This is a genomic window from Cellulomonas uda (genome assembly GCF_006538705.1).
Taxonomy (GTDB): domain Bacteria; phylum Actinomycetota; class Actinomycetes; order Actinomycetales; family Cellulomonadaceae; genus Cellulomonas; species Cellulomonas uda.
The window spans coordinates 1-18,634 of record NZ_BJLP01000037.1 but is presented as its reverse complement, the minus strand read 5'-3'; the positions used below and the strand labels follow the sequence as shown (position 1 = coordinate 18,634).

The following is an 18,634-nucleotide window of genomic DNA, read 5'->3' as shown; positions in this document are numbered from 1 at the left end:
CGCCGTGCCGGAGGGGGGCGGGCGTGGCACGCTCGCGGGGACGGTGGGGCGCGGCGCGGGAGGACGGCTGGTGATGGCTGAGGGTGCGGACGTGAGCCGCGAGGCGGACCTGCTGGCACGGGTCCCCGACGGCCTGCTCGTCGGCGGGCGGTGGCGCGCGGCGTCCGACGGCGCGACGTTCCCGGTGCACGACCCGAGCGACGGCTCGGTGGTCAAGCAGGTCGCGTCCGCCACGGTCGAGGACGGCCGCGCGGCGCTCGACGCCGCGGTCGACGCGTTCTCCGCGTGGTCCCGCACACCCGCCCGCGAGCGCGCCGAGGTCCTGCGCCGGTCGTTCGACCTGGTGGTCGAGCACGCCGACGACCTCGCGCTGCTCATGACCGTCGAGATGGGCAAGCCGCTCGCGGAGTCGCGTGCCGAGGTCACGTACGGCGCGGAGTTCCTGCGCTGGTTCGCCGAGGAAGCCGCGCACGTGCAGGGCCGCTACGGCGCGAACCCGCAGGGCACGGGGCGGATGGTCGTCACGCAGCACCCGGTCGGGCCGTGCTACCTGATCACGCCGTGGAACTTCCCGCTCGCGATGGCCACGCGCAAGATCGCGCCCGCGCTCGCGGCGGGCTGCACGGTCGTCGTGAAGCCGGCGTCCCTCACCCCGCTGACCACGCTGCTCGTCGCGCAGCTCCTGCTCGACGCGGGTGTCCCGGCGGGCGTGGTGAACGTGGTCACGACGACGCGCACGGGCCCGGTGTCCGAGGCCGTCATCGGCGACCCGCGGCTGCGCAAGCTGTCCTTCACGGGGTCCACGCCCGTGGGGAGGCAGCTGCTCGCGCAGGCCGCGGGCGGGGTGCTGCGCACGTCGATGGAGCTCGGCGGCAACGCGCCGTTCGTCGTGTTCGACGACGCGGACCTCGGCACGGCTGTGGACGGCGCGATCGCGGCCAAGTTCCGCAACATCGGCCAGGCGTGCACGGCGGCGAACCGGTTCCTGGTGCACCGCTCGCTCGCCGACGAGTTCGCGCGGCGGGTCACCGAGCGGGTCGCGGCGTTCCGCACCGGGCGCGGCACGCAGGAGGGCGTGACGATCGGGCCGCTGATCGACGACCGCGCGGTGGCGAAGGTGGAGGAGCTGGTCGACGACGCGGTGTCCCGCGGTGCACGGCTGCTGACCGGTGGCTCCCGGGTCGAGCGGCCCGGCTCGTTCTACGCCGCGACGGTGCTGGCCGACGTGCCGCCCGACGCGGCGCTCCTGCGCGAGGAGATCTTCGGCCCGGTGCTCGCGATCGTCCCGTTCGACGACGAGGACGAGGCCGTGCGCCTCGCGAACGACACCGAGTACGGGCTGGTCTCGTACGTGTTCACCGAGAGCCTCGCGCGCGGGCAGCGCATGGTCGAGCGGCTCGAGACGGGGATGACGGGGCTCAACGTGGGCGTCGTCTCCGACGCGGCGGCCCCGTTCGGCGGGTGGAAGCTCTCCGGCCTGGGCCGCGAGGGCGGCGCGGAGGGCATCCACGAGTACCTCCAGACCAAGTACACGCTCACGGCGGACCCGTTCGCCTGAGCCTGGCCGTCGCCCCGGCGGACGGTCGGTGACCGCTCGGTGAACTCTTGTGCGCGGTGTCCGTTCGGACCGATTCACCGCGCCGGTCGTCGGGCAGCATGCCCGCGTGGCGAACGACGTGGAGATGCTGGTCAGGGCGGCGCGGGCCGCCGGTGGGGTGCACCGGACGGTGGACGACCTGGCGGTCGACCTGCCCGTGGTCGAGCCCGACGTCCCGATGAGCGACGTCGAGGCGTTCTTCCGCTCGCCCCTGGTCTCGTGCCTGGGCGTGCGGGGGCACGACGAGGCCGCGATCGGGCTCCTGACGCGGGCGCGGTTCACGGACGCGCAGACGGGCCGCCTCGGCTTCGGGCGCGCGGTGCTGTCCCGCCGGCCCGTGGGCGAGGTCGCGGACTGGGCGCCGCTCGTCGTCGACGCGGGCACGAGCATCGCCGAGGCGGCGACGCGGGCGATGGAGCGCACGGGTGCCGCGCGGTACGACGACGCGGTGGTGCGCTCCGCGACGTGGGCGTCGGTCGCGACCGGTGACCTGGTGCTGTCGCTCGTCGCGTCCCTGACGACGAGGTCGCTGCACGACCCGTTGACCCGCCTGCCGGGCCGGGAGATGGTGCTGCACACGCTGCGCTCGTGGTCGGCGATGCTCGCGGGCTCGGGGCGCCGGCTGGTGCTGCTCGTCGCGGACGTCGACGGGTTCGGCGCGCTCAACGCGTCGCACGGGCCGGACGCGGCGGACGAGTTCCTGCGGCGCGTCGCGGCTCGCCTGCAGGCCGCGCTGCCGGGCGGGAGCCTCGTGGGCCGGACCGGGTCCGACGAGTTCATGGCGGTGACGATGAGCGGCGCGGGCGACGAGCGGCTCGCGCGCCACGTGTCGCTGGTGCGCGGTGCGGCGATGCGCGCGCTCACCCCGCAGCGCGGCGACGACCGTCCGGTGCGCGTCGTCGTCGCGGCGGGGCCCGAGCGACCCGAGGAGCTCGTGGCCGCGGCGCTCGCGCAGATGCAGGCGACCAAGCAGCACCCCGCCGCGACGGCCCTCGTGGGTGAGCTCGCGCGCTCGTCGTGACCGCGCCGTCCGGCGCCGGTCGCGTGCGGCGGGTGGTCAGGCCGGCGCGGGCGCGGACCAGCGCAGGCCGTCGAGCAGGAGGCGCAGGACGCGCACCGTGCTCTCGCGGTCGGCGCTCTCGGAGCCCGCGAGGCACACGCCGCTCACCGCGCGCATGAGGTCACCCGCGTCCACGTCCGCGCGGATGGCGCCCTGCTCCTGGGCGGCGACGACGAGCCGGGAGGCGGCGGCGAGCATGCGCTCGCGCCCCTCGGCGAACACCTGCTGCGCGTCCGGGCCGAGCCCGGCCTTGAGCGCCGAGGCCATGCCGCGCTTGCGGATCACGTAGTCGACGAACGACAGGACCCAGTCGTCGAGGGCCTCCGCCGCGGGGCGCTCGGCGAGCAGCTCGTCGGCGTGCGCGACGAACGCGTCGAGGCTCGAGCGGTAGACGGCGGCGATGAGCTCGAGCCGCGTCGGGAAGTGCCGGTACAGCGTGCCGATGCCGACGCCCGCGGCCTTGGCGACGTCCTCGAGCGAGACCTCGGTGCCGCTCGCGTCGAACGCGGCGCCGGCGGCCTCGAGGATCTTCGAGCGGTTGCGCGCGGCGTCGGCGCGCAGGGGGCGCTGCGTCGTCGTCCGGTCGCTCACCTGGTCACCTGCCTTCGTCGCGCTCGTCGTCGTCCGGCCCGTCGTGGCCGTCCGGACGCCATGCTCCCACGGGGATGGGGAAACACGGTTGCACAACCGGAGGCATCCTCCGTATAGTCATATCCGGAGGCGGGTTCCGCTTCTGCTCCCATCCTAACCCCGCGGAGGTCCGCATGATCGCGCCCGCGTCCCCTCGTCGCCGTCCGGCCTCGTCCGTCCTCGTCCTCGCGGCGATCCTCACCACCCAGCTCATGCTCGTGCTCGACATGACCATCGTGAACGTCGCGCTCCCCGACCTGCAGTCCTCGCTCGGCTTCACGCCCACCGGCCTGTCCTGGGTGCTCAACGCCTACACGCTCGCGTTCGGCGGGCTCCTGCTGCTCGGGGCCCGCACCGGCGACCTCCTCGGCAGGCGGCGCGTGCTCGTCGCCGGGATCGCGCTGTTCACCGCCGCGTCCCTCGTCGGCGGGATCGCCGCCGGCCCCGGCGTGCTGCTGGCGGCCCGCGCCGCGCAGGGCGTCGGCGCCGCGTTCGCCGCACCGTCCGCGCTCGCGCTGCTCATGGCCCGCTTCCCCGAGGGCGCCGAGCGTGCCCGCGCGCTCGGCTACTTCTCCGCCGTCTCGATCGGCGGCTCCGCGCTCGGCCTCATCGCCGGCGGCATGCTCACGCAGTGGGCGTCCTGGCGGTGGGTCATGTTCGTCAACGTGCCCATCGGTCTCGCCCTCGTCGCGCTCGTGCGGGCCGTGCTGCCCGAGACGCCGCGCCACCCCGGGCGGTTCGACCTCGTCGGCGCCGCGACCTCGACCATCGGCATGACCGCGCTCGTGTACGGGTTCGTCGAGGCGGCCGAGGACGGCTGGGGCGCACCCACGACCCTCGCCTCGTTCACCGTCGGTGCGCTCCTGCTCGCCGCGTTCGTGCTCACCGAGCTGCGCGCACCCGCACCCATCACGCCGCTGCGGCTGTTCGCCGACCGCACGCGCTCCGCCGCGCTCGGCGGACGGCTGCTCCTCATGGCCGCGATGACCGGGCTGTTCTTCTTCCTCACGCAGTTCCTGCAGGACGTCCTCGGGTACTCACCGCTCGCCACGGGCGTCGCGTTCCTGCCCATCACCGTCATGCTGCTCGTGTTCTCCCAGGTCAGCGCACGTCTCATGCAGCGCGTCGGGAACCGGCCGCTGCTCGTCGTCGGCCTGGCGACCACGACCGTCGCGCTCCTGCTGCTCTCCCGCATCGACGCCGGCACCGGCTACCCGCAGATCCTCGTCGCGCTCGTGCTGTTCGGGATCGGGAACGGGCTCGCGTTCGTGCCGCTCACCGCGGCCGGCCTGCAGGGTGTCGACCCGCGCGACGCGGGTGCGGCCTCCGGGCTCGTCAACGCGTCGCAGCAGATCGGCGGCGCGCTCGGGCTCGCGGTGCTCGTCACGGTCGCGGAGTCGGCCGCGCGTGCCGCCGCACCGGTCGGGGCCACCGCGCTCGAGGTCGCCCGCCACGCGTTCGTCGCGGGCGCGCAGCAGGCGTTCCTCGTCGGCGCCGGCCTGACCGCCGCGACCGTCGTCCTGCTCGCCGCCCTGGTGCGCCGCCCGACCCCCGCTCCCACCGTCGTCACCCCGCACCGCGAGGCCACGACCGACGAGCGCACCCCGGAGCTCGCGCTCGCGGACTGACGCCCACTAGGGGTTCCCCCACCCCCGACTGGGGTGGTCCCCCGATGGTGGCGCCCGGGCCCCACCGACCACGCTGGAGCGTGCCGGGATCGATGCAGGTCAGGCCGCTGACACACGGCTCGACCTGCATCGGTCCCCGCATCCGCCGAAGGTCGCCGACGCCGCACGAGGAGCTCCGATGACCGCTCGCACCGCACCCTCCACGACCCTCGTGCCCCGCACCGCGCCGCGCCGGCCGCGGCGCCCCGCGCGGCTGTCGGCGCTCGCCGCGGTGTGCGCCGTCGTCGCGGGGACCGCGATCGCCGTACCGGCCGTCGCCGTGGCCGGGGACCGCGGACCCGCACCCGGCTCGGGCTCCGGCGGGCCGCGCGGCGACGACGCGCAGCGGGCCGTCTCACGGCTCGTCGAGCAGCACGGCGTCCCCGCCGTCCTCGCGGCCGTGACCGAGACCTCGGGCCGCGAGCGCGACCTCGTCGCCGGCGTGCGCAGCCTCGAGCACGGCGGGCGCGTGCCCCTCGACGGCCAGGTGCGCGCGGGGTCCAACACCAAGACCTTCGTCGCCACCGTCGTCCTGCAGCTCGTCGGCGAGGGCACGGTCTCGCTCGACGCGCCCGTCGAGACGTACCTGCCGGGCCTGGTGCGCGGGCCCGTCGACGGGCACGACATCACCGTGCGGGACCTGCTGCAGCACACCAGCGGCATCGGCTCCTACACCGACGGCCCGCCGTTCGTCGTCGACGGCGAGCCCCGGCTCGTCGGGGTCAAGGACCTCTACCTCGAGCCGTACGAGCTCGTGCAGCTCGGCCTCGCGCGGCCCGCCACCCCCGCCGGACGCTGGTCGTACTCCAACACCAACTACGTGCTCGCCGGGCTCGTCGTCCAGAAGGTCACCGGCCGCCCGCTCGGGGAGGCGATCACCGAGCGCATCATCCGGCCCCTGCACCTGACCGGCACCTACGTCCCCGCACGCGGGGAGCGGACCCTGCGCGGACCGCACGCGCTGGGCTACCACGCCGAGCCGGCCGGCAGCGCCCTCGTCGAGCACAGCGCGATCGACCCGTCGACGTCCTGGGGCGCCGGGGACCTGGTCACCACGCCCGGCGACCTCAACACCTTCTTCCGCGCGCTCCTGGGTGGGCGGCTCCTGCGCCCGGCCGAGCTCACGCAGATGACGACGACCGTCGCCATGGACCTGCCGGGCATCCCCACCACCATGCGCTACGGGCTCGGGCTGCAGTCCACCGAGCTCTCGTGCGGGCGCCTCGCGTGGGGCCACGGCGGGATCATCCCCGGCTACCAGACCGAGGGCGGCGTCACCGCCGACGGCCGCGCCGTCACCATCGCGACGACGACCATGCACGGCGTCCTGCCCGCGGAGCACGCCGCCGCGGTCACCCAGGAGATCGCGGCCACCATCGACCGTCTCCTGTGCGCCTGACGGGGCGACGACGAAGGGCCCCACCCGGTGCAGCGAGCTGCGGGGTGGGGCCCTTCGACTGGCGGTAGCGGTGGGATTTGAACCCACGGTGGACTTTCACCCACACACGCTTTCGAGGCGTGCTCCTTAGGCCGCTCGGACACGCTACCTCGGTGCAGAAGGGTACCCGCTCGGGCCCGATGCTCCGAATCCGGTCCAGATCCACCTCCGGCCACGGCCCGGGAGTCCCGCGCGGTGCCGACGTACCGTGGTCGGGTGACGCCCGAGACCCGCTCGACCCGCTACGCGGCGCCCGCCCAGCGCACCGACGAGGCGCGCCCGGCCGCGGGGACGTTCGCCGAGGTCGTCGCGCTGCTGCGCGGCAAGCGGCTCACGGTGCTGACGGGCGCGGGCGTCTCGACCGACTCCGGGATCCCGGACTACCGCGGCCCGGACTCCCCGCCGCGCACCCCGATGACGTTCCAGCAGTTCGTCGGCGACGAGGCGTTCCGTCGCCACTACTGGGCCCGCAACCACGTGGGCTGGCGGCACGTGCACCGCACCGAGCCGAACGCGGGGCACCGCGCTCTCGCGGCGATGGAGGCGCGGCGCGTCGTCGTCGGGGTCGTCACGCAGAACGTGGACCTGCTGCACGAGGACGCGGGCTCGCGCAACGTGATCGACCTGCACGGCCGCTACGACCGCGTGGTCTGCCTGTCCTGCGGGCACGTGGTGTCCCGCGCGCATCTCGCGCAGCGGCTCGAGGAGCTCAACCCGGGGTTCGTCGAGTCCGTGGGCGCGGTGGGCGACGTCGAGATCGCGCCCGACGCGGACGCGGTGATCGAGACGACGAGCGGGTTCGTCGTCGCGGACTGCGAGGTGTGCGGCGGGATGCTCAAGCCGGACATCGTGTACTTCGGCGAGACGGTGCCGCGGGAGCGGGTCGAGCGCGCGTACGCGATGGTCGACGCCGCCGACGCGCTGCTCGTCGCAGGGTCCTCGTTGACGGTGCAGTCGGGGCTGCGGTTCGTGCGGCACGCCGCGAAGGCGGGCAAGCCCGTCGTCGTCGTCAACCGGGGTGCGACCAGGGGTGACGGCCTGGCGACGATCACGCTGGACGCGGGCACGTCCGAGACGCTCACGGCGCTCAGCGACAGACTCCCCACGCCCAGGGCCGGCGACCCCGTCTAGCGTCGGGGCAGAGCCGGGAGGTCAGGGGTCGCGCTGGAGCTCGAAGAAGTGGCGCAGCAGCGCGCCGCACTCCTCGTCCCGCACGCCGCCGACCACCTCGACGCGGTGGTTGAGCCGGCGGTCGCGCACCACGTCCCACTGCGACCCGCACGCCCCGGCCTTCGGGTCCCACGCGCCCAGCACGAGCCGCGGGACGCGTGCGAGCACGATCGCGCCCGCGCACATCACGCACGGCTCGAGCGTCACGACGAGCGTGCAGTCGTCGAGGCGCCACCGGCCGAGCGTCGCGGCCGCCGCGCGCAGCGCCTGGACCTCGGCGTGGCCGGTCGGGTCGGCCTCCGCCTCCCGGACGTTGCGTCCGCGTCCGACGACCGCGCCGTGCGGGTCGACGACGACCGCACCCACCGGCACGTCGCCCGTCGCCACGGCACGCCGTGCCTCGTCGAGCGCGATCCCCATCGCCCACTCGTCCGCGACGTCCACCGGCCGTCCCCTGTCCACGCAGCCATGATGGCGCACCCGCTCGTCACAGGCGGGCGGGTCCCGGCACGGCGGCCCCTACCGGCTAGTAGCCTGACGGGCATGCGCCTGCACGTCGCCGACCACCCGCTCGTCGCCCACAAGCTCGCCGTCCTGCGCGACGTGAACACCAAGTCGCCGACGTTCCGGCTGCTCGTCGACGAGCTCGTCACGCTCCTCGCCTACGAGGCGACGCGCGACGTGCGCACCGAGCAGGTGGAGATCACCACCCCGGTCGCGACGACGCTGAGCACCAAGCTCGCCTCCCCGCGCCCCCTCGTCGTGCCGATCCTGCGCGCCGGCCTCGGGATGCTCGACGGGATGACGCGGCTGCTGCCCTCGGCCGAGGTCGGGTTCCTCGGGATGCAGCGCGACGAGGAGACGCTCGAGGCGATCACGTACGCCAACCGTCTGCCCGAGGACCTCTCGGGGCGGCAGTGCTTCCTGCTCGACCCGATGCTCGCGACGGGTGGCACGCTCGTCGCGGCGATCGACTACCTGCTGCAGCGCGGCGCGCGTGACGTGACCGCGGTCTGCCTCATCGCGGCGCCCGAGGGCATCAAGGTCGTCGAGGACTTCGTCGGCGACCGCGCGGACGTGCAGGTCGTCGTGGCCGCCGTCGACGAGCGCCTCAACGAGAAGGCCTACATCGTCCCGGGCCTGGGCGACGCGGGCGACCGCCTGTACGGCGTCGTCTGAGCGACCACCCCGCACCGGCCCACCCGGGCGCCCCGACGACCACCCGGACGTGTGACCTGCGGGACCGCGTCCCCGGTCGCCGGACCGGACGTCGTTGCTTACCGTGACCGCATGCGTGTGGTGGTGGCCGGGGGCCACGGGAAGGTCGCCCGGCACCTGACCCGGGCGCTGTCGGCGCGCGGTGACGTGCCGGTGGCGCTGATCCGCTCCCTCGACCAGGTGGAGGACGTCACCGGCGACGGCGCGGAGGCCGTGGTCCTCGACCTGGAACGGTGCAACGTCGCCGACGTCACGGGAGCGGTCAGCGGTGCGGACGCCGTGGTGTTCGCCGCGGGCGCGGGACCAGGCAGCGGTGCACAGCGCAAGGACACGGTCGACCGCGCGGCGGCGGCACTCCTCGCGGACGCGGCGCAGGAGGCGGGCGTGCGCCGCTACGTGCTCGTGTCGTCGATGGGCGTCGACCAGCGCCCGCCCGAGGGCACCGACGACGTGTTCGCCGCGTACCTGGAGGCGAAGGCGGCGAGCGAGCAGGACCTGCGCGGCCGGGACCTGGACTGGACGATCCTGCGGCCGGGCCGTCTGACGGACGACGAGCCGACGGACCACGTGACGCTCGAGCGCGCGGTCGGCCGGGGCGACGTCCCCCGGGGGGACGTGGCGGCCGTGCTGGCCGCGCTGCTGCGGGCACCCGCGTCGGCGGGGCTCACGCTCGAGCTCGTGACGGGCGTCGTGCCGGTCGAGGCGGCCGTCGTCGCGGCCACCGAGCGCGCGGACTGACCGCTCAGCCGGCGCCCTCGGCGCGCAGCGTGATCGCGCCGACGAGGTACTGGTCGCCCGACGTGCTGGGCGTGAGCGAGGACACGTCGCACGGGAGCGTGGCCGGGGCGAAGCCCTTGGCGTCGATGCCGAGCGACGACGCGGTGCGCCAGCCGGCCGCGGTCGAGTCGAACGCGTTCTCGGCGCTGCCACGCGTCCCGTCGGCGCGCAACGGCGTGAGGTCGGTGGTCGCCGCGGTGCACAGGCCCCCCAGGCGCAGCCGGTCGCCGGTGAGGTTCCGGTCGCCCTCCCACCCGACGACGCCGATCCGCGCGGTCGACCCGGCGGGTGCGGCGAACCGGAACGCGGCAGGCTGCGCACCGGTGCCGACCCACAGCGACCCGTCGTAGACGGTCACGCGCGCGTCCCCGGGCGCGGAGTGCACGACGACGAGCGACCACCCGCCGTAGTACGTCGGGTCCTTGTCGGTGCGCGTGGTGCTCACCGCCATGTCGGCGAGCGACCACGTCCCACCGCCCTGGGCGCGCACGAGGTCGGTCACGTCGGCGAACGACGAGTAGTACTCGCGGTACGTGCTGTCGGTGCGCCGGGAGGCCTCACCGGACACCGGCACGTAGGCGCCGCCTGGCCCCCGCAGGAGCACCTCGTCGAGGGGCGCGCTCCACCCGTCGCGGCTGCCCCGCACGGCCGACCAGTAGAGCCCCGCGAACGCGATCTCGCTGCCCCGCGGCACGTCCACCTCGGTGCTCGACGACACGGGCACCTTGGTGCGCTGCCCGTCCGGCCGCGCCTCGTCGAGGGGGAGCATGTCCTGGGAGTTGTTGTCCTGGGCGCCGCGCAGCGCGGCCTGGCACGCCGGGACGTTCGGGTCGCACGAGAGCACCGCCGCACCGGCCTCGGTCACGTCCCAGCCACCGGTGGCGGTGGTGAAGCGCTGCGCCAGCCCGCCGGAGCGGCCCGGCACGGCGGCGTGCCCGGTCACGGGCACGTCGACGCCGGTGGCGGTCGCGGTGAGCGTGACCGTCCCGGCCGCCGAGTACGTCGAGCGCACCGGGAGCAGGACCTCGCCCGTCGCGCCCGCCGCGAGCACCGGCCAGGTGCACTCGACGGCCCGCCCGGAGCGGTCCACCCGGCACGCGTCGGGCACCGGCAGCCCGGTCCGCTCCTGCACGACGAGGTTGCCGGGCAGTGCCGCGCGCACCACGACCTGCGCGGCGTCCGCCGCGGGGTCGTCGCCGTCGGCGACACGTACCCCGAACGCGAGCTGGCCGAGGTCGTCGTACTGCAGCACCACGTCCGCGGCACGCAGCTCGAGCCCGGGCGCACGCCCCTGGACCTCGACCGTCACGCTCGCGCCGTCGGCGTCGTCGGCCGCCGCCGCGACGACGAGAGCGCCGAGCGCTCCCACGGCGCCGGGCTCCGCGACGAACGGCAGCCCCGCGTTCACGCTCTCCCCCGGCGCGAGTCCGGGTCCGGTGCACCGCACGCGCGGCCCGTCGGCGAGGCAGGCCCAGCCGTCGGGCGCACCACCCGCCCATGCGAGCCCGGCGGGGGTCGTCAGGTCGAGCGTCACCGCGGCGGCCGGCAGGTCCCCGGTGTTCCGCACCGCGACGTCCGCGACGCTCGTGCGCCCGCCGGCGACGGTCAGTGCGTCCGGCCGGGCCGTCACGACGAGGGTCGCGGGCGCCTGCACCGTGACGGGCACCCCCGCGTGGCGTGCGGTGGTGGGCGCCGGGCTCAGCTGCACCTCGACGGGGGCCGCCGCGGCGTCCCGCGCCGTGCGCAGGCCGAGCGTGAGCGGCACCTGACCCCGCCCGGGCAGCTCGTCGCGCGTGCACACGACCGTGGCACCGGCCTCGCAGCGCCAGCCCTGGGCGGGTGGCGCACCGGCCCAGGTGACACCGTCCGGCAGCACGAGCTCGGCGCGCGCCTGCCCGGCGGCCGACCGGCCGGCGTTGCGCAGGTCGAACGTCACGTCCCGCACGCGGCCCGCGACGAGCGCGAGCGGCTCCTGCGTGGACGCGACCGCGAGCCGCGCCGGGCTCGGGGTGACGCGCACGGGCAGCGGTGCGGGGCGGTAGTCGATGCCGCTGCCGGTCACGACGAGCTCGACCTGCGCGTCGTCGGCGTCGAACGCCTCGTCGACCGCGACGCGCACGACGAGCCGCGCCGCCTCACCCGCGGGCAGCGAGGGCAGCTCGCAGCTCGCGTGCCGCGTCTGCGCGCCGTGGCATGTCCAGTCGGTCGCCTGCAGACGGTCGCGCAGCGCCGCGACCGTCGCGCTCCCGCCGGTCACCGCAGGTGAGGCCGTCCGGGCGGGCGCGACGCCCAGCACACCCTCGACGGAGACACCCTCGGGCAGCCCCAGCTCGGCGCGCAGGTCCGTCGCGGCCCGCCCACCCGCGTTGCGCAGCGTGATCGCGAGGTCCTGCGGGCCGACGCCCGCGGCGAGCACCAGCCCGCCGTCGGGCAGCGCGACGACCACGTCGGGCGCGCGCGGTGGCGGGGTCGGTTCGGTGGTCGGTCCGGCGGTCGGTCCGGCGGTCGGTCCGGCGGTCGGTCCCGGCGACGGCGCGCTCGTCGGCTCGGCGGTGGGTCCCGAGGTCGGCTCTGCGGTCGGCCCACCCGTCGGGTCGGGTGTCGGGCCGAGGGACGGCCCGGCCGTCGGCTCGTCGGCGGGGTCGGGCACGTCGGGGGCGCCCGGGGGGACCGCGGGGTCGGCCGAGGAGGTCGGTCCGGGCGAGGCCGGTCCGGTGGGTGTGCTCGTCGGGCTCGCGGAGGCGCCCGGGGACGTCGTCGGCGTGGGCGTGGTCAGCACCACGGGCGGGTCCGCCTCGATGACCTGCTGGTCGGCACCGAGCCCCAGCACCACCGCCGCCGCGACCGCGGCGACGGCCACGGCACCGGCGACCGTCGCGACGACGGCTGCGGGCACGCTCGCGAGGAACGCCGCGACCCCGCCGGCACCGGCCGCCGCGCCGCCACCGGAGAGCGCTGCGACACCACCGCCCACGGCCCCGGCACCCGCACCGCCCTCGAGCTCCGCAAGGTGACCGGACCCGGCCGCACCCGCGCCGGCCGCACCCGCGGCCCCGACGGCGGCCGCCCCGAGCGGCAGCGTGTGCGAGAGCGCACCGAGCCCCGCGAGGCCGAGCACGAGCGGCGCGACGACCGCGCGCAGACCGTGGTTGACGTCACCCAGCTCGAGCACGAGCGCGCGGCACTCGTCGCAGTCGTCGAGGTGCCGGGCCACCTTGGTGCTCTCACGCGTGCCCAGGCCACCGCGCACGTACGCGCCGAGCGACCCCGCCACGGCGCGGCACCCCTCGTCGAGCGGGTCGCGCAGGTGCTGCTGCAGGTACGCCTGGCGCAGCCCTTCGCGCGCGCGGTACGCGAGCGCGGCCACGCCGTTGGCGGTCAGCCCGAGCGCGGGTGCGATCTCGGCGGGCGGCAGCCCCTCGACCTCGGTGTGCCACAGCACGGCCTGCCACCGCTCGGGCAGGGAGTGGAACGCGCGCGCGACGACACCGCGTTCGAACCCCTCGAGCGCGGGCTCCTCCGCGGTGCCCGCGAGCGCCGTCCCGGCCTCGAGCGTGGCGAGGTCGTCGGTCGGCTGCACGCGCCGCGCACCCTCGCGCCGCACGCCCGCGGTCCGGCGGACCACCGTGAACAGGTAGGCGCGGAACGCCTCGTCGGGACCGTTGCCGTTGCGCAGCGCCGCGTAGACGGCGGTGAACGCGTCCGCGACGACGTCGTCGGCGTCCGCGGCGCTGTCGGTGTACTGCCGTGCGACGACGGCCGCGGCGGCCGAGTGCCGCTCGTAGAGCGCGGCGAAGCCCGACTCGTCGCCTGCGCGCACCGCGGAGATGAGCTCCGCGTCGCTGCGCACGACAGCCGCCTGCGCCTCCACCTCGACCTCGTCCCGGCTTGCTCGTGGCACGGTTGATCCGCGCGAAATCCGTACCAGGGTGACATATCGGCCGGACCCACAGGAAACAACCGGGTCACGGGCTTGCGGCGGCCTCCGGGTGAAAACACCCAGAAGTGCCGTCACACCTGCACCGAAGCCCTCTCTCATCCCGCGTGACGACCGAGACCGGACCTCTGCTGCCCGCCCAGCCGTCGCGACTGCTCGAGCGCTGGCGCCACGAGAGCGTCGCGTCCGTCTGGCGCCGCCCCTCCGACTGGTACCACCCCGCCGCCGACGACCTCGCGGTCGCGCTGCTCCTCGACGACGACCCCGTGCCGGCCGCCGCCCGCCTGGGTGGCGCCCGGGGCGAGTCCGGGGTGGGGATCGCCGAGACCATCGACGACCTCGCGTGCCTGTACCGCGCGACGTCGCGGTCGCAGCCGCCGCTGGACGTCCTGCGGGCGCTGTGCACGGGCTGGGCGGACGCGCAGGCCGGCGGCGTGACGCTGCCCCTCGGGCTCGACGCGGGCTCGGGGCTGCCCTCGGCGGACTACCTGCGTCTGCGGCTCATGGAGTGCTACCCCGACGACGTGCCCACGGGCCGGCTGCTCGTCGTCGACGTCGCGGCGGGCGTGCCCGACGCGCTCAGCCGCCTCGCCCGGTCCGCGGCCGTGGGCGCGGCGCTGCGGGAGGTGTTCGGTGCGGCGCGGGCGATGGCGGGCATCGGTGGCGGCGCGTTCGTCGTGCTGGTCGGTGACGACGAGGACACGGACGAGGCCGTCGCGCGGCTGCGGCGGCGCGTGGACGAGCGTGTCCTCGCACTGGGTGTCGAGCGCGTGACGCGGCACCCGCTGCGGTGCTGGGTCGAGCCCCTGCCGCCGACGCACGAGTGCGCGGTGCGACGCCTCACGCAGCTGGCGCGTCCCTGACCGCGGCGTGCGCCGACGCCCCTGCCTCGACGCACGCCGCTTCACCTGTTCGGGCTACTCCTGCCCACCGGGCCGGACGATCGGTCCACGAGCGGGCCTGTCGTCCCGCTGTCACGTGATGTGCCCGGTGTGTCGCACATCGGGCGGGTCTCGACGGGTGCAAACCCGCTCCGCGGGGTTACTTTCGAGGTATGACCCCGTCCGGACTCGCCGCCCCGCACGACCCCGCACCTCAGGGCTCGGAGCGCTCCGACGACCCTCCGGCGCCCGCCGGCGCCCCCACGGCGCCCCACGGTTCGCTCCCGCAACCGCATGGTCTGCACGTCGGCCCCCGTCCGCCGGTGCGGACCCCGGGCCCGGTCCCGCCCGCCGACGTCCTGACGCTCGACGACCCCGGCCCGGTGCTCGCGTCCGGGTCGAGCGCCGACGTGTACGCGCTCGACGAGGACTACGTGGTGCGCCGCTACCGCTGCGGCCGGGACGCGACGCACGAGGCCCGGTTCCTGCAGCACGTGTCCGCGCGGGGCTTCCCGGCACCGGCGGTGTACGTCGCGCAGGGTCCGAACCTGCTCATGGAGCGGCTGCACGGCCCGACCCTCCTGCAGGCCCTCGCGGCGGGCGAGGTGTCCATCGCGGACGGCGCGCGGCTCGTCGTCGAGCTGCACGAGCGGCTGCACGCGATCCCCGCACCGCAGGACGTGCCGCACGACGAGACGCAGTGGCCGCACGTGCCCGCCGGGCCGGTCGTCGCGCACCTCGACCTGCACCCCGGCAACATCGTGCTGACCGAGACGCACGGGCCCTGCGTGGTCGACTGGGCGAACGCGCGCGCCGCGACGGCGGAGCTCGACGTCGCGCTCACCGCCCTGATGGTCGCCGAGGTCGCCGTGGACGCCGGGGGTGACTACTCCCTGGCCGCGCGCGCGTTCCTCGCGGCGTTCCTCGCCGCGAGCCGGGTCTCGCCCGTCCCCGCGCTCGACCAGGCCGCCGCCGCCCGGCGCAGCGACCCCGGCCTGCTCACCGGCGAGAAGGAGCTGGTCGGCGGCGCCGTCGAGCTGGTGCAGGAGATGGTGCGCGTCGCGTCCTGAGGGACGCCCGTCAGCGCGGGGCGAACGTCAGGCAGTCGGCGACGTCGTGACCGCTGCCCACCCGGATCGAGTCCGCGGTGCACTCCAGGTGGGCGTTGTGGGAGCAGTCCTGGCGCTGGCACGCGCCGACGTGGCTGAGCACCTTGTCCAGACCGCCCTTGACCGTGAGCGGGATGAACGTCGCGCACTGGGCGTCGCCGCCGGTGCCGCCGACCGTGATGGCGGCCGCGTGGCAGTGCGAGTGGTCGTTGTACGAGCAGCCGGCCACCGAGCATTCGGCGATGGCGGGCAGCTCCATGAGGTCGGTCATCTCGCGCCTCCGAAGGTGGGCCGTTGCGAACCTGCGAACTCCGGAGCCGCAGGGGCTCCTTCGTCGACGGTAGACCCGCCCGGGCCCGCGCGCCAGCACGCCAGCCGGATCAACACCGCAGGTCAGACCCGCTTTTTGCGCACAGGCGTGTTGCGGAAATGGCGCTCGGGACGACGAGTGCGAGGTCAGCGCGCCGCGGGCCGGCCGGGCGCGTCGACGGGCGGGCGCCACATCGCGGTGGGCCGCGCGGCGTGCACGCCGCGGATCTCGCCCCGGGACTCGAACCCGTGCCGGACGTAGAGCGCACGGTTGCGCGGCGTCGACGACTCCAGGTACGCCCCGTGGGCGTGGTCGTCCACGTGCCGCAGCCGGTGCGCCAGCAACCGCGAGCCCACGCCCGTGCCGCGCTGCGCGGCCCGCACGCCGATCTCGCCGAGGTACCAGTGCGGCTCGTCGGGCCGGTGCCGGACGAACGCGTTCCACCCGCGCAGCGCGAGCGGGACTCGCAGCGGACCGAGCGCCTGCAGGAAGCCGGGCGCCTCGCGCAGCAGGCGACGGGCGGTCGCGCCACGCGCGTCGGGACGCTCCCAGACCGCGGCGCCGACGATCAGGCCCGTCTCGTCGCGTGCGACGTCGACCTCGATCCCGTCGGGGTCCTGCGCGCGCAGGAGTGCCGCGTACAGCGCGGTCGCGCGCTCGCAGCGGCCGTCGGCGGTGCCGATCATGCCGACGACGACCGGGTCGTCGGCGAACGCCTCGCCGAGCACGCCTGCCACGGCCGCGAGCTCGGCGCGCGCGGCAGCCCCGACGTCGAACATCCCCCTGCTCTCCTCTCCTGGACGACTGTCCAATCTTTCCTTCCGGCGGTTCGTCCGTCCTGGGCCCTCGGTCCCTGTCTGCCCCGCCTCCTCACGTTCACCCCCTCTCCGACGACCCCGCGATCGCTCCGACTCTCACCCGCCAGACCCAGACCAACGACGGTCTCGTCGGCCGGCACGACGACCCCGCGGTTCCTCCGGCTATCAGCCCCCCGACCCGGAGCAACGACGGTCTCAGCCACCGCCCGCCCGACGAGCCCGCGGTTCCTCCGGCCATCAGCCCCCGAACCCGGAGCAACGACGGTCTCGGTGGCCGGCACGACGACCCCGCGGTTCCTCCGGCTATCAGCCAGCGGACCCGGAGCAATGACGGTCTCGGTGGGCTGGCGCTCGACGAGCCTGCGGTTGCTCCGGGTATCGGGGCTGGGAGCCGGAGGAATCGCGGGGTCGGGTGGTGGGGGTCGGGTGGTGGGGGTCGGGGCTGGGGGTCGGGTGGTGGGGGTCGGGGGGCGGGGGCCAGGGGGCGGGGGGCCAGGGGGGGAGGGGGAGGGAGACGTAGGGTGGGGGTTGTGGCTACCTTCTCCGGCGTGACGCGTCAGCACGTCCTCCAGGCGATCGCGGAGTACGACTCCCGCGGTCGCGACGGCTTCCTCGGGGTCTACGGCTACGCGCCGACGCCGGGCTACGCGATCGTGCACGAGGGCTCGAGCTACGACCTGCCGGCGGTCCTCGGGGTGGCGCACCGCTTCGCCACCGGCCGCCTCGCACCGTCCGACGAGGTCGTCGGCAGCATCGGGTCCGCGGCGTCGATCCTGCGCAAGCGCGGGTTCGAGGTCACCGAGCCGGGCGGCGCGTCGGCACCCGCCGCACGCTCGTCCTCGCGCACGGCCACACGCGCCCCTCGCACGACGACGCCGCGCGCGAGCACCCCGCGCCGCACCGCGACGCCCGAGCCCGCACCGGCGATCTGCCCGACGTGCTCGATGACGCTGCCCGCGACGGGTGTGTGCGACTACTGCACCTGAGCGGCGACCCGCGGGCCTGACCGGCGTCACGGGGCCGGCCCGACGGCCGGCGTCACGAGGGAGAGCATCCGTGCGGTGCTCTCCCTCTTCAACGTATAGAGCACGGGGGGTCTTGCGGCAAGACCCCGGTCGAGGCGGGTGATCGGCGCTCGTCGCGCCCGCCGAGCCGTCCCGGGCGCCGTGACCCCCGGGAGCGAGACCTCGTGACCACCCTTCCCCTGAGCGTCTTCGACGTCGCCCTCGCCGCCAAGGCGGACCCGTCCCTGACTGCCGACGACGACGCGCACCTGGCCCGGGTCGCGGCGCGGCTGGAGCAGCAGGTCGCCGAGCTCGACGCCCGGCTCACGGAGGCGCGCCGGGCGCCGGGCGGGTCGGGCACCGCAGCGCTGGAGCGCGACCAGGAGGTGCACCGGCTCTCGGCGCGGCTGCGCACGCTGCGCCGCTACGGGCTGGACCTGTGCCTCGGCCGCACGGTCTCCGCCGACGGTGCGGCGGTGTACGTGGGACGGGTGGGCGTCACGGCCTCCGACGGCGAGCGGCTGCTGGTGGACTGGCGCTCGCCCGCGGCGGAGCCGTTCTTCGCCGCGACCCCCGCGCACCCGTCCGGGGTGGTGGCTCGGCGCCGGTACCGGTGGTCGCGCGGGCGGGTGACGGACTACTGGGACGAGGTGCTGGTGCCGGGCGCGGTCGCGCCGGGCGGCGTGGCGCCGGACGAGGGTTCGGCGCTGCTCGCGTCGCTGGGGGCGAGCCGGTCGGCGCGGATGCGGGACGTGCTGACGACGATCCAGGCGGACCAGGACGCGATCGTGCGCGCGGGGTCGGCGGGCCCGCTCGTCGTCGACGGCGGTCCGGGGACGGGCAAGACGGTGGTGGCGCTGCACCGCGCCGCGTACCTGCTGTACGCGGACCCGCGCCTGCGCAGCGGGCACGGCGGGCTGCTGTTCGTCGGCCCACACGAGCCCAACCTCGACTACGTGTCGGACGTGCTGCCGAGCCTGGGTGAGGACGACGTGCGCACGTGCACGCTGCGGGACCT

The 18,634-nt window shown here is 75.8% G+C and carries 16 protein-coding genes and 1 tRNA gene; 11 read left to right on the top strand and 6 right to left on the bottom strand.

Annotated elements, in window-relative coordinates:
• The first annotated feature begins 73 nt into the window (after positions 1–73).
• Both CUD01_RS11200 and CUD01_RS11195 read left to right on the top strand, forming a co-directional pair.
• Positions 74–1,558 (top strand): NAD-dependent succinate-semialdehyde dehydrogenase, encoded by a 1,485-nt coding sequence (locus CUD01_RS11200; RefSeq protein ID WP_141321114.1) that lies wholly within the window; start codon positions 74–76, stop codon positions 1,556–1,558.
• A 106-nt stretch (positions 1,559–1,664) separates the two neighbouring features.
• Positions 1,665–2,618: a GGDEF domain-containing protein gene (locus CUD01_RS11195; RefSeq protein WP_094181115.1), complete on the top strand. Its 954-nt coding sequence runs from the start codon at positions 1,665–1,667 to the stop codon at positions 2,616–2,618.
• Between the two features lie 36 nt (positions 2,619–2,654).
• On the opposite strand, the gene CUD01_RS11190 is transcribed toward CUD01_RS11195, so the two are convergent.
• Positions 2,655–3,248 (bottom strand): TetR/AcrR family transcriptional regulator, encoded by a 594-nt coding sequence (locus CUD01_RS11190; protein ID WP_094181116.1) that lies wholly within the window; start codon positions 3,246–3,248, stop codon positions 2,655–2,657.
• Between the two features lie 173 nt (positions 3,249–3,421).
• Here CUD01_RS11190 and CUD01_RS11185 point away from each other — a divergent pair, with 173 nt between their 5' ends.
• Both CUD01_RS11185 and CUD01_RS11180 read left to right on the top strand, forming a co-directional pair.
• Complete coding sequence (locus CUD01_RS11185) at positions 3,422–4,915, top strand: MFS transporter (RefSeq protein WP_141321112.1); 1,494 nt, start codon at positions 3,422–3,424, stop codon at positions 4,913–4,915.
• Positions 4,916–5,093: 178 nt separating this feature from the next.
• Complete coding sequence (locus CUD01_RS11180) at positions 5,094–6,353, top strand: serine hydrolase domain-containing protein (RefSeq protein ID WP_141321110.1); 1,260 nt, start codon at positions 5,094–5,096, stop codon at positions 6,351–6,353.
• A 59-nt stretch (positions 6,354–6,412) separates the two neighbouring features.
• Here CUD01_RS11180 and CUD01_RS11175 read toward each other — a convergent pair.
• Positions 6,413–6,502: transfer RNA gene (locus CUD01_RS11175), tRNA-Ser, on the bottom strand.
• A 202-nt stretch (positions 6,503–6,704) separates the two neighbouring features.
• Between CUD01_RS11175 and CUD01_RS11170 the strand changes: the two genes are divergently transcribed.
• On the top strand, positions 6,705–7,523 hold the full coding sequence (locus CUD01_RS11170; protein ID WP_208405397.1) for an NAD-dependent protein deacetylase: 819 nt from the start codon (positions 6,705–6,707) through the stop codon (positions 7,521–7,523).
• 21 nt (positions 7,524–7,544) lie between these two features.
• Here the strand turns inward: CUD01_RS11170 and tadA are convergent, their stop codons facing one another.
• Complete coding sequence (tadA, locus tag CUD01_RS11165) at positions 7,545–8,024, bottom strand: tRNA adenosine(34) deaminase TadA (RefSeq protein WP_280525823.1); 480 nt, start codon at positions 8,022–8,024, stop codon at positions 7,545–7,547.
• 81 nt (positions 8,025–8,105) lie between these two features.
• Between tadA and upp the strand changes: the two genes are divergently transcribed.
• Together upp and CUD01_RS11155 are read left to right on the top strand one after the other, a co-directional pair.
• On the top strand, positions 8,106–8,741 hold the full coding sequence (gene upp, locus CUD01_RS11160) for a uracil phosphoribosyltransferase (RefSeq protein ID WP_094181120.1): 636 nt from the start codon (positions 8,106–8,108) through the stop codon (positions 8,739–8,741).
• 111 nt (positions 8,742–8,852) lie between these two features.
• Positions 8,853–9,518 carry an SDR family oxidoreductase gene (locus tag CUD01_RS11155; protein ID WP_141321108.1) on the top strand — a complete coding sequence of 222 codons (666 nt, stop codon included), beginning with the start codon at positions 8,853–8,855 and terminating at the stop codon, positions 9,516–9,518.
• Between the two features lie 4 nt (positions 9,519–9,522).
• Here CUD01_RS11155 and CUD01_RS11150 read toward each other — a convergent pair whose 3' ends face one another.
• Complete coding sequence (locus CUD01_RS11150) at positions 9,523–13,458, bottom strand: sigma-70 family RNA polymerase sigma factor (RefSeq protein ID WP_166772070.1); 3,936 nt, start codon at positions 13,456–13,458, stop codon at positions 9,523–9,525.
• A 143-nt stretch (positions 13,459–13,601) separates the two neighbouring features.
• On the opposite strand from CUD01_RS11150, the gene CUD01_RS11145 reads away from it, so the two are divergent.
• Both CUD01_RS11145 and CUD01_RS11140 read left to right on the top strand, forming a co-directional pair.
• Positions 13,602–14,357 (top strand): hypothetical protein, encoded by a 756-nt coding sequence (locus tag CUD01_RS11145; protein ID WP_141321104.1) that lies wholly within the window; start codon positions 13,602–13,604, stop codon positions 14,355–14,357.
• Positions 14,358–14,698: 341 nt separating this feature from the next.
• Positions 14,699–15,445, top strand: coding sequence for an aminoglycoside phosphotransferase family protein (locus CUD01_RS11140; RefSeq protein WP_244937757.1), 747 nt, complete (start codon positions 14,699–14,701; stop codon positions 15,443–15,445).
• A 10-nt stretch (positions 15,446–15,455) separates the two neighbouring features.
• Here CUD01_RS11140 and CUD01_RS11135 read toward each other — a convergent pair whose 3' ends face one another.
• Positions 15,456–15,755: a DUF1540 domain-containing protein gene (locus CUD01_RS11135; RefSeq protein ID WP_141321099.1), complete on the bottom strand. Its 300-nt coding sequence runs from the start codon at positions 15,753–15,755 to the stop codon at positions 15,456–15,458.
• 185 nt (positions 15,756–15,940) lie between these two features.
• Positions 15,941–16,573 carry a GNAT family N-acetyltransferase gene (locus CUD01_RS11130; RefSeq protein ID WP_141321097.1) on the bottom strand — a complete coding sequence of 211 codons (633 nt, stop codon included), beginning with the start codon at positions 16,571–16,573 and terminating at the stop codon, positions 15,941–15,943.
• A 587-nt stretch (positions 16,574–17,160) separates the two neighbouring features.
• Between CUD01_RS11130 and CUD01_RS11125 the strand changes: the two genes are divergently transcribed.
• Positions 17,161–17,598: a ScoMcrA-related endonuclease gene (locus CUD01_RS11125; protein ID WP_243861017.1), complete on the top strand. Its 438-nt coding sequence runs from the start codon at positions 17,161–17,163 to the stop codon at positions 17,596–17,598.
• Positions 17,599–17,801: 203 nt separating this feature from the next.
• Positions 17,802–18,634 (top strand): helicase domain-containing protein (locus CUD01_RS11120; protein ID WP_503826112.1); only part of this gene is annotated, 833 nt, incomplete at its 3' end.